Here is a 10,182-nt window from a genome sequence, read left to right as displayed (position 1 = left end):
GGGCTGTGCCCACCCTTCCCCGAGCTCTCGGCTTCGCGCGAGCGGGGGAGGCCCGACTCGCCCTGCGGAACGCCTGCCCACAGCCGGAGCGGGTGTGGAGTGCCCGTCCGCAGCGGGGGCGGGTGTGGAGTGCCCGTCCGCAGCGGGGGCGGGTGTGGAGTGCTCGCCCGCAGCGGGGACGTATCCGTCCGCACCAGTCATCGGCCCTCCTCGTCCGGTGTCAGTAGTTCCGCGATGTCCAGGACGTGGTGGCCCCGCATCGAGGGGAGGCAGGTGCCGCGGGCCGGGCCGATCGCGGTGGACCAGTGCTGGGGGATCGCCGAGGCGCCGCACGCGGCGCCGGAGAGCGCGCCCGCGACCGCCGCCGTCGTGTCCGCGTCGCGGCCCATGTTGACCGCGGTCAGGACGGCCGCGGAGAACTCCCCGCGCGCCGCCGCGTACGCCCCGAAGGCGAGCCCCACCGCCTCCGGCGCGAGGTCCGTCCAGGGGTAGCCGCCGATCACCACCGCGGAGCGCACCGCGCGTTCGCCGCGGTGGGCGACCGCCACCGCCCGCCGCAGCGAGCGGGACGTCCAGCAGTCCTCGGGGATGACGGCGAGGGCCGCGGCCACCACCGACCGCACCGGTTCGCCCGCCATCGCCGCCGCGACACCCGCCGCGACCGCCTGGCCGCCGTAGATGCCCTCGCCGTCGTGGCTGACGGAGCCGTCGATCGCCACCAGCCGCGCCGCCTCGGCGGGCCGGCCCGCGGCGAAGACCCCGAAGGGGGCGGCCCGCATCGCGAGCCCGTCGCTCCAGGCGTGCCGGTGCTGGGCGGTGATGGGCGCCGTGAGCCCGCGGCGGAGGTTCTCCAGCGTGCCCCGCTCGCTGAAGCCCGCGCCGCGGAAGGGGCCCTCGTCGAGGTCGGCGATCCACTGGTGCCAGGCCCGCTCGACATGGGCGACGGTCAGCGCCGAGCCGTGCCGGGCGAGCAGGAGCCCCGAGAAGATCGCGTACTCCGTGTCGTCCGTGCCGGCCGGATGCTCGGCGACGTAACCGGTGATCCGGCCCCAACGGGCCCGGATCTCGGACGGCTTCATGTTCTCCGCGGGCGCGCCGAGCGCGTCGCCGACGGCGAGGCCGAGGAGCGCGCCGCGCGCCCTTTCCTGGAGGTCGCTCACGTCTGTATCCCTCCCACGCGGTGCCCGGCGCGCGAGCATCCGACGGGCCGACGTCACCCCTTCGGGCACCCCCTTCCGCACCCCGGACGCACCCCTCGCGCGGCGGCCGAAAAGGGCCGCCGAACCCCGCGTTTTCGCAGGTAAGTACGGCCTTCCTTGCTGGCGGGAGATTTTTTTCGCGCGTACTTTCGACGTTGTCCAAGCACATTGAGGGGGCTCACCACCATGGCGATCATCGAGACCGAAGCGACGCTGCACGAGGCGCACCGCGACAACCACACCCACCGCGACGTGAACGGTGGCTGGCTGCGCCCGGCCGTCTTCGGGGCGATGGACGGACTCGTCTCCAACCTGGCGCTGATGACCGGTGTCGCGGGCGGCGCCGCCTCGCAGCAGACCATCGTCGTGACCGGTCTGGTGGGCCTGGCCGCCGGCGCCTTCTCCATGGCGGCGGGCGAGTACACCTCCGTGGCCTCCCAGCGCGAGCTGGTGGAGGCGGAACTGGACGTCGAGCGGCGCGAGTTGCGCAAGCACCCCAAGGACGAGGAGCGGGAGCTCGCCGCGCTCTACGTCTCGCGCGGTGTCGAGCCCGAGCTGGCCCGCGAGGTCGCCCGGCAGCTGTCGAAGGACCCCGAGCAGGCCCTGGAGATCCACGCCCGCGAGGAGCTCGGCATCGACCCGGGCGACCTGCCCTCGCCGCTCGTCGCCGCGGTGTCGTCCTTCGGCGCGTTCGCGCTGGGCGCCCTGCTCCCCGTACTGCCGTATCTGCTCGGTGCCACCGTGCTGTGGCCCGCGCTGCTGCTCGCGCTCGTGGGGCTCTTCGCCTGCGGTGCGGTGGTGGCCAAGGTGACCGCGCGGTCCTGGTGGTTCAGCGGTCTGCGGCAGCTCGCGCTCGGCGGTGCGGCGGCCGGTGTGACGTACGCCCTGGGCAGCCTGTTCGGGACCGCCGTAGGATAAGGCAGTGCAGGCCTATGCGGGACCTTGCATAAGTAGTCGTTACTCGGCGGTTTCGATTCCATGACCACCGGGCATGAGCCGTAAGCGCTGCGGGCAATGAGGCCTGTGTCGCTTTGGGCCTTCGGCCATTGATCTGTCCGCAAAGGTCCCCTCCGAGCCGCTCCCCACCTGCGCGAGCGGTGTCCACATGGTGGAATGAGCTATCCGCTTTTCGAGAAGCGTTCCATCATGTAACCTGCACGAAATTTCGCCAGGGCCAACGTCGTCCCTCGCTCATTGCCTATGCCACGACGACGACGGGAGTGCCGATGCGTACCCACGCCTGGTCGCCCATGGACGGTCGCCCCGCCCCCCAGGGGATGTACGACCCCCGTAACGAACACGACGCCTGCGGTGTCGGGTTCGTGGCCACCCTCACCGGTGTTGCCAGCCATGAGCTGGTCGAACAGGCGCTGACGGTACTGCGCAATCTCGAGCACCGCGGGGCCACGGGCTCGGAGCCCGACTCCGGCGACGGCGCCGGAATCCTGCTCCAGGTCCCCGACGCCTTCCTGCGCGAAGAGGCCGGATTCGAGCTGCCCGAGGCCGGTGCCTACGCCGTCGGCATCGCCTTCCTGCCCGTCGACACCGCCGGGACGACCGACGCCGCCGTCTCGCAGATCGAGACGATCGCCTCGGAGGAGGGGCTGACCGTCCTCGGCTGGCGCGACGTGCCCGTCGCCCCCGAGCTGCTCGGTGCCACCGCCCGCTCGACGATGCCCGTCTTCCGGCAGATCTTCGTCGCCGACGGCGACACCTCGGGTCTTGAGCTGGACCGCAAGGCGTTCGTGCTGCGCAAGCGCGCCGAGCGCGAGGCCGGGACGTACTTCCCCTCGCTCTCCGCCCGCACGATCGTCTACAAGGGCATGCTGACCACCGGCCAGCTGGAGCCCTTCTTCCCCGACCTGTCCGACCGCCGGTTCGCCACGGCCGTCGCGCTCGTCCACTCCCGCTTCTCGACGAACACGTTCCCGAGCTGGCCGCTCGCGCACCCGTACCGCTTCGTCGCGCACAACGGCGAGATCAACACCGTCAAGGGCAACCGCAACTGGATGCGCGCCCGTGAGTCGCAGCTCGCCTCCGATCTCTTCGGCCAGGAGAAGCTCGACCGGATCTTCCCGATCTGCACGCCCGACGCCTCCGACTCCGCGTCCTTCGACGAGGTGCTCGAACTGCTGCACCTGGGCGGACGCTCGCTGCCGCACTCCGTGCTGATGATGATCCCGGAGGCCTGGGAGAACCACGCCTCCATGGACCCGGCCCGGCGCGCCTTCTACCAGTTCCACTCCACGATGATGGAGCCCTGGGACGGCCCGGCCTGCGTCACCTTCACCGACGGCACCCAGGTCGGCGCCGTGCTCGACCGCAACGGCCTGCGCCCCGGCCGCTACTGGGTCACCGACGACGGCCTCGTCGTCCTCGGCTCCGAGGTCGGCGTCCTCGACATCGACCCCGCCAAGGTCGTCCGCAAGGGCCGCCTGCAGCCCGGCCGGATGTTCCTCGTCGACACCGCCGAGCACCGCATCGTCGAGGACGACGAGATCAAGGCCGCCCTGGCCGCCGAGAACCCGTACCAGGAGTGGCTGGAAGCCGGCGAGATCGAGCTCTCCGACCTGCCCGAGCGCGAGCACATCGTGCACACGCACGCCTCCGTCACGCGCCGCCAGCAGACCTTCGGCTACACCGAGGAAGAGCTGCGCATCATCCTCGCGCCGATGGCCAAGACCGGCGGCGAGCCGCTCGGCTCCATGGGCACGGACACCCCGATCGCCGCCCTCTCCGAGCGCCCGCGGCTGATCTTCGACTACTTCACCCAGCTGTTCGCGCAGGTCACCAACCCGCCGCTGGACGCCATCCGCGAGGAGCTCGTCACCTCGCTGCACTCCTCGCTGGGCCCGCAGGGCAACCTGCTCGACCCGACCGCCGCGTCCTGTCGCTCCGTCACCCTGCCCTTCCCGGTGATCGACAACGACGAGCTGGCCAAGCTCATCCACATCAACGCCGACGGCGACATGCCCGGCATGAAGGCCGCGACGCTCTCCGGCCTCTACCGCGTCAGCGGCGGCGGCGACGCCCTCGCCGACCGCATCGACGAGATCTGCGCCGAGACCGACGCCGCCATCGAGGCCGGCGCCCGCCTCATCGTGCTCTCCGACCGGCACTCCGACGCCGAGCACGCGCCGATCCCCTCGCTGCTGCTCACCGCGGCCGTCCACCACCACCTCATCCGTACCAAGCAGCGCACCGAGGTGGGTCTGCTCGTCGAGGCGGGCGACGTCCGCGAGGTCCACCACGTGGCCCTCCTGATCGGCTACGGCGCCGCCGCCGTCAACCCCTACCTCGCGATGGAGTCCGTCGAGGACCTCGTCCGCGCGGGGACCTTCCTGCCCGGCATCGAGACCGAGCAGGCCATCCGCAACCTCATCCACGCCCTCGGCAAGGGCGTCCTGAAGGTCATGTCCAAGATGGGCATCTCGACGGTCGCCTCCTACCGCGGCGCCCAGGTCTTCGAGGCCATCGGCCTCCAGCAGGCCTTCGTGGAGCGGTACTTCGCGGGCACGACCACGAAGATCGGCGGCGCCGGTCTCGACGTCATCGCCCAGGAGGTCGCCGCCCGGCACGCCAAGGCCTACCCGGCCTCCGGCGTTCCCTCCGCGCACCGCGCCCTGGAGATCGGCGGCGAGTACCAGTGGCGCCGCGAGGGCGAGCCGCACCTGTTCGACCCCGAGACGGTCTTCCGCCTCCAGCACTCCGCGCGCAACCGCCGCTACGACGTCTTCAAGCAGTACACGGACCGCGTGAACGAGCAGTCCGAGCGCCTGATGACGCTGCGCGGACTCTTCGGCTTCAAGAGCGACCGCCCGTCGATCTCCGTCGACGAGGTCGAGCCGGTCTCCGAGATCGTCAAGCGCTTCTCCACCGGCGCCATGTCGTACGGCTCGATCTCCCGCGAGGCCCACGAGACCCTCGCCATCGCCATGAACCAGCTGGGCGGCAAGTCCAACACCGGTGAGGGCGGCGAGGACCCGGAGCGCCTGTACGACCCGGCACGCCGCTCGTCCATCAAGCAGGTCGCCTCCGGCCGCTTCGGTGTGACCTCGGAGTACCTGGTCAACGCGGACGACATCCAGATCAAGATGGCCCAGGGCGCCAAGCCCGGCGAGGGCGGCCAGCTGCCCGGCCACAAGGTCTACCCGTGGGTCGCCAAGACGCGTCACTCGACGCCGGGCGTGGGCCTCATCTCCCCGCCGCCGCACCACGACATCTACTCCATCGAGGACCTGGCCCAGCTGATCCACGACCTCAAGAACGCCAACCCGCAGGCCCGCATCCACGTGAAGCTGGTCTCCGAGGTCGGCGTCGGTACGGTCGCCGCGGGCGTCTCCAAGGCGCACGCGGACGTGGTGCTCATCTCCGGCCACGACGGCGGCACGGGCGCCTCCCCGCTGACCTCGCTCAAGCACGCGGGCGGCCCCTGGGAGCTCGGCCTCGCCGAGACCCAGCAGACCCTGCTGCTCAACGGCCTGCGCGACCGCATCGTCGTGCAGACCGACGGCCAGCTCAAGACCGGCCGCGACGTCATCGTCGCCGCGCTGCTCGGCGCCGAGGAGTTCGGCTTCGCGACCGCGCCGCTCGTCGTCTCCGGCTGCGTCATGATGCGCGTCTGCCACCTCGACACCTGCCCGGTCGGCATCGCCACGCAGAACCCGGCGCTGCGCGAGCGCTTCTCGGGCAAGGCCGAGTACGTCGTGAACTTCTTCGAGTTCATCGCCGAGGAGGTGCGCGAGCTCCTCGCCGAGCTGGGCTTCCGCTCCATCGAGGAGGCCGTCGGCCACGCCGAGCTGCTCGACACCACCCGGGCCGTCAGCCACTGGAAGGCGCAGGGCCTGGACCTGGAGCCGCTCTTCCACGTGCCCGACCTGCCGGCCGGCGCCGTGCGCCACCAGATCACGGTCCAGGACCACGGCCTGGCGAAGGCGCTCGACAACGAGCTGATCAAGCTCTCGGCCGACGCGCTCGCCGCGTCCGGCGCGCACGACGCCCAGCCGGTGCGCGCGCAGGTCGCGATCCGCAACATCAACCGCACGGTCGGCACGATGCTCGGCCACGAGGTGACGAAGAAGTTCGGCGGGGCCGGTCTGCCCGACGACACCATCGACATCACCTTCACCGGCTCGGCGGGCCAGTCGTTCGGCGCCTTCGTGCCGCGCGGTGTCACCCTGCGCCTGGAGGGCGACGCCAACGACTACGTGGGCAAGGGCCTCTCGGGCGGCCGGATCGTCGTCCGCCCGGACCGCGGCGCCGACCACCTCGCCGAGTACTCGACGATCGCGGGCAACACCATCGCGTATGGCGCGACCGGCGGCGAGCTGTTCCTGCGCGGCCGCACCGGCGAGCGCTTCTGTGTCCGCAACTCCGGCGCGACCGTGGTCTCCGAGGGCGTGGGCGACCACGGCTGCGAGTACATGACCGGCGGCCACGCCGTCGTCCTCGGCGAGACCGGCCGCAACTTCGCGGCCGGCATGTCGGGCGGCATCGCGTACGTGATCGACCTCGACCGCGACAACGTCAACGCCGGGAACCTGGCGGCGGTCGAGACGCTCGACGACGCCGACAAGCAGTGGCTGCACGACGTGGTGCGCCGCCACCAGGAGGAGACGGGCTCGACCGTCGCCGAGAAGCTGCTCGCGGAGTGGGACACCGCCGTGGACCGCTTCAGCAAGATCATCCCCAGCACGTACAAGGCAGTGCTCGCCGCCAAGGACGCCGCCGAGCGAGCCGGTCTCTCCGAGACCGAGATCACCGAGAAGATGATGGAGGCGGCGACCAATGGCTGATCCCAAGGGCTTTCTGAACCACGGCCGTGAGGTCGCGCAGAGCCGTCCCGTCGGCGAGCGCGTCCAGGACTGGAACGAGGTCTACGTTCCCGGTTCGCTCCTCCCGATCATCTCCAAGCAGGCCTCGCGCTGCATGGACTGCGGCATCCCGTTCTGCCACAACGGCTGTCCGCTGGGGAACCTCATCCCCGAGTGGAACGACTACGCCTACCGCGAGGACTGGTCGGCCGCGTCCGAGCGGCTGCACGCCACGAACAACTTCCCGGAGTTCACGGGCCGGCTGTGCCCGGCGCCGTGCGAGGCGGCGTGCGTGCTCGGCATCAACCAGCCGGCCGTCACCATCAAGAACGTCGAAGTCTCCATCATCGACAAGGCGTGGGACTCCAACGACGTCAGGCCGCAGGCGCCGGAGCGCCTGTCCGGCAAGACCGTCGCGGTCATCGGCTCGGGCCCGGCGGGCCTGGCCGCCGCCCAGCAGCTGACCCGGGCGGGCCACACGGTCGCCGTCTACGAGCGCGCCGACCGCATCGGCGGACTGCTCCGCTACGGCATCCCCGAGTTCAAGATGGAGAAGCGGCACATCAACCGGCGCATCGAGCAGATGCGCGCGGAGGGCACCAAGTTCCGCACCGGTGTGGAGATCGGCCGCGACATCGACGCGGTGAAGCTGCGCAAGCGGTACGACGCCGTGGTCATCGCGGCGGGCGCCACGACCGCCCGTGACCTCCCCGTCCCCGGGCGGGAGCTGAAGGGCGTCTACCAGGCGATGGAGTACCTGCCCCTGGCCAACAAGGTCCAGGAGGGCGACTACGTCACCACGCCCGTCTCCGCCGAGGGCAAGCACGTCGTCGTCATCGGCGGCGGCGACACCGGCGCGGACTGCGTGGGCACCGCGCACCGTCAGGGCGCGGCCTCCGTGACCCAGCTGGAGATCATGCCCCGGCCGGGCGAGGACCGCGCCCCGCACCAGCCGTGGCCGACGTTCCCGATGCTCTACAAGGTCACCTCGGCGCACGAGGAGGGCGGCGAGCGGGTCTACTCCGTCTCGACCACGCACTTCGAGGGCGACGAGGACGGCAACGTCCAGTTCCTGCACCTGGTCGAGGTGGAGTTCGTCGACGGCAAGCTGACCCAGAAGCCGGGCACCGAGCGGAAGATCCCCGCCCAGCTCGTCACCCTGGCGATGGGCTTCACCGGCACGGACCGCGAGAACGGCCTCGTGGACCAGTTCGCCCTGGAGCTCGACGAGCGCGGCAACGTGGCGCGCGACGGCGAGTTCCAGACGAACGTCCCCGGTGTCTTCGTCGCCGGCGACGCCGGCCGCGGCCAGTCGCTCATCGTCTGGGCGATCGCCGAGGGCCGCTCGGCGGCGCGCGGAGTGGACCGCTTCCTCACCGGTGCGAGTGATCTTCCGGCCCCGATCCGTCCGACGGACCGTTCCCTGACGGTCTAACCCCTACGGTTCCTTCCCGTACGGCCTCGTCCGTACGACCCCTCATACGTCCCGCACAACGGTGTGCGGAACTGACGCGGCGCCCGCTTTGTCCCCGACCGGACGGAGGCGGGCGCCGTGGCGTTCGCGGGCCTTCCCGTCAATGCGGCGCGACGCGCACGGGCGCGGCGGCGTGACGGCTGCGTTGCGTGGTGCGCAATGGCATGAGCGTATGTTGCGTCACTCGCAACCCTCATTACGGTTCGGCCGCTTATCCCAATGGGTCTAGACCGCCTCCGTCCTGTGTGACCACAATCGCTCCCACCAATCGGAACCTGGAGGGGGCCGGCATGAATCGACGTGTCATCGCCGCTGGTTGTATCGCCATGAGTCTCGGACTGACCGCCACGGCGTGCGGTGGGGATGACGGCGACTCGGGCGACAAGGCCACCGACGGCAAGGGCAAGACCCTCACCGTGTGGATCATGGAGGGGACCAACCCCGACGCCCGGCCGTTCTTCGACGAGGCCGGGAAGGCCTTCGAGAAGAAGACCGGCGCCAAGATCAAGGTCGAGTACCAGCAGTGGGCCACGGCCCAGAAGAAGTTCACGACCGCCATCGAGGGCGGCGAGGACCAGGTGCCCGACGTGGCCGAGGTGGGCACCACCTGGGTGCCGCAGTTCGCCGAGACGGGCGCCCTTGTCGACGTCACCGACCAGGTGAAGAAGTCCGGCCTGAACGACGACCTCGTCGCGGGCCTCAAGGACGCCGGCACGCTGGGCGGCAAGCAGTACGGCATGCCCTGGTACGCGGGCGTCCGCAGCATCGTCTACCGCAAGGACATCTTCGAGAAGCACGGCCTGAAGCCCCCGACCACGTGGAAGGAGCTCCAGGCCACCGCCAAGACGCTCAAGGAGAAGGAGCCCAAGCTCGTCTCCTTCCCGGTGGCGGGCGGCGCCGAGATGTTCGCGGCGCCCTTCATCTGGGGCGCCGGCGGCGAGCTGGCCACCGAGTCCGGCGGCAAGTGGAAGTCCGGCGTGAACTCGCCCGATGCCATCAAGGGCATCGAGTTCTACACGGGCCTCGCCACCAAGGACAAGGTCTCCCCGGCCAAGGTCAACACCTGGACGGAGAAGGAGGTCGGCGACGCCTGGAACAAGGGTGAGGTCGCCATGGCCATCGGCGGCAACTGGACCCCGAAGGCCATCGTCGACAAGAACCCCGACCTCAAGGGCAAGCTCGGTGCCGTGCCGATCCCGGGCGAGAACGGCGGCATGAGCAAGTCGTTCCTCGGCGGCTCCTACCTGTCCACGTTCAACACGGACAAGAAGGACCTGTCCTGGGAGTTCGTGAAGATGCTGACCACCGGTGAGTTCGCCGCCAAGTGGGCCGAGCAGACCAACTACTTCCCCGGGCAGAACTCCGAGCTGAAGAAGATCGAGGCGAAGAAGGACCCGCTGGTCGAGCCGTTCGCCAAGCAGATGCTGGAGGCCGGCGCGACCGTCCCCAAGACCAAGGCGTACGGCGAGATCCAGGCCTCGAAGGTCATCCCCGGCATGGTCCAGTCGATCCTCACCGGCAAGGCGTCGGTCAAGGAAGCGGCGGACAAGGCCGCCAAGGACATGGACGCGATCTTCGCCAAGGACGAGTAGGAAACGGCGAGTTCGCCACGGTCTCAGACGCCAACCTCGTGAAAGATCACGACACCGTGAAAGACACGACACCGTGAAAGACACGCTCGTCAGCGGCGGGCCGG

At 70.3% G+C, this 10,182-nt stretch carries 5 protein-coding genes; 4 read left to right on the top strand and 1 reads right to left on the bottom strand.

The features are described from left to right. Positions 1-197 precede the first annotated feature (197 nt). Positions 198-1,199, bottom strand: a complete 1,002-nt coding sequence (locus AOK22_RS21810; protein WP_055700392.1) for an ADP-ribosylglycohydrolase family protein — start codon at positions 1,197-1,199, stop codon at positions 198-200. Positions 1,200-1,385: 186 nt separating this feature from the next. Between AOK22_RS21810 and AOK22_RS21805 the strand changes: the two genes are divergently transcribed. From AOK22_RS21805 to AOK22_RS21790, 4 genes are all read left to right on the top strand, one after another. After that, entirely contained in the window at positions 1,386-2,117 is a 732-nt protein-coding gene (locus tag AOK22_RS21805) for a VIT1/CCC1 transporter family protein (RefSeq protein ID WP_055700391.1), read from the top strand. Between the two features lie 308 nt (positions 2,118-2,425). Then, entirely contained in the window at positions 2,426-6,994 is a 4,569-nt protein-coding gene (gene gltB / locus AOK22_RS21800) for a glutamate synthase large subunit (protein ID WP_079036736.1), read from the top strand. Beyond that, positions 6,987-8,447: a glutamate synthase subunit beta gene (locus AOK22_RS21795; protein WP_055700389.1), complete on the top strand. Its 1,461-nt coding sequence runs from the start codon at positions 6,987-6,989 to the stop codon at positions 8,445-8,447. Before gltB ends, AOK22_RS21795 begins: the two co-directional genes overlap by 8 nt. A gap of 365 nt (positions 8,448-8,812) precedes the next feature. Further along, on the top strand, positions 8,813-10,078 hold the full coding sequence (locus tag AOK22_RS21790; protein ID WP_244164917.1) for a sugar ABC transporter substrate-binding protein: 1,266 nt from the start codon (positions 8,813-8,815) through the stop codon (positions 10,076-10,078). Positions 10,079-10,182: the final 104 nt, after the last annotated feature.

Origin of the sequence: Streptomyces silaceus, assembly GCF_001419745.1 — a bacterium.
In the GTDB taxonomy this organism is placed as follows: domain Bacteria; phylum Actinomycetota; class Actinomycetes; order Streptomycetales; family Streptomycetaceae; genus Streptomyces; species Streptomyces silaceus.
The sequence above is the reverse complement of the archived record's forward strand: the minus strand, read 5'-3'. Positions and strand labels throughout refer to the sequence as shown.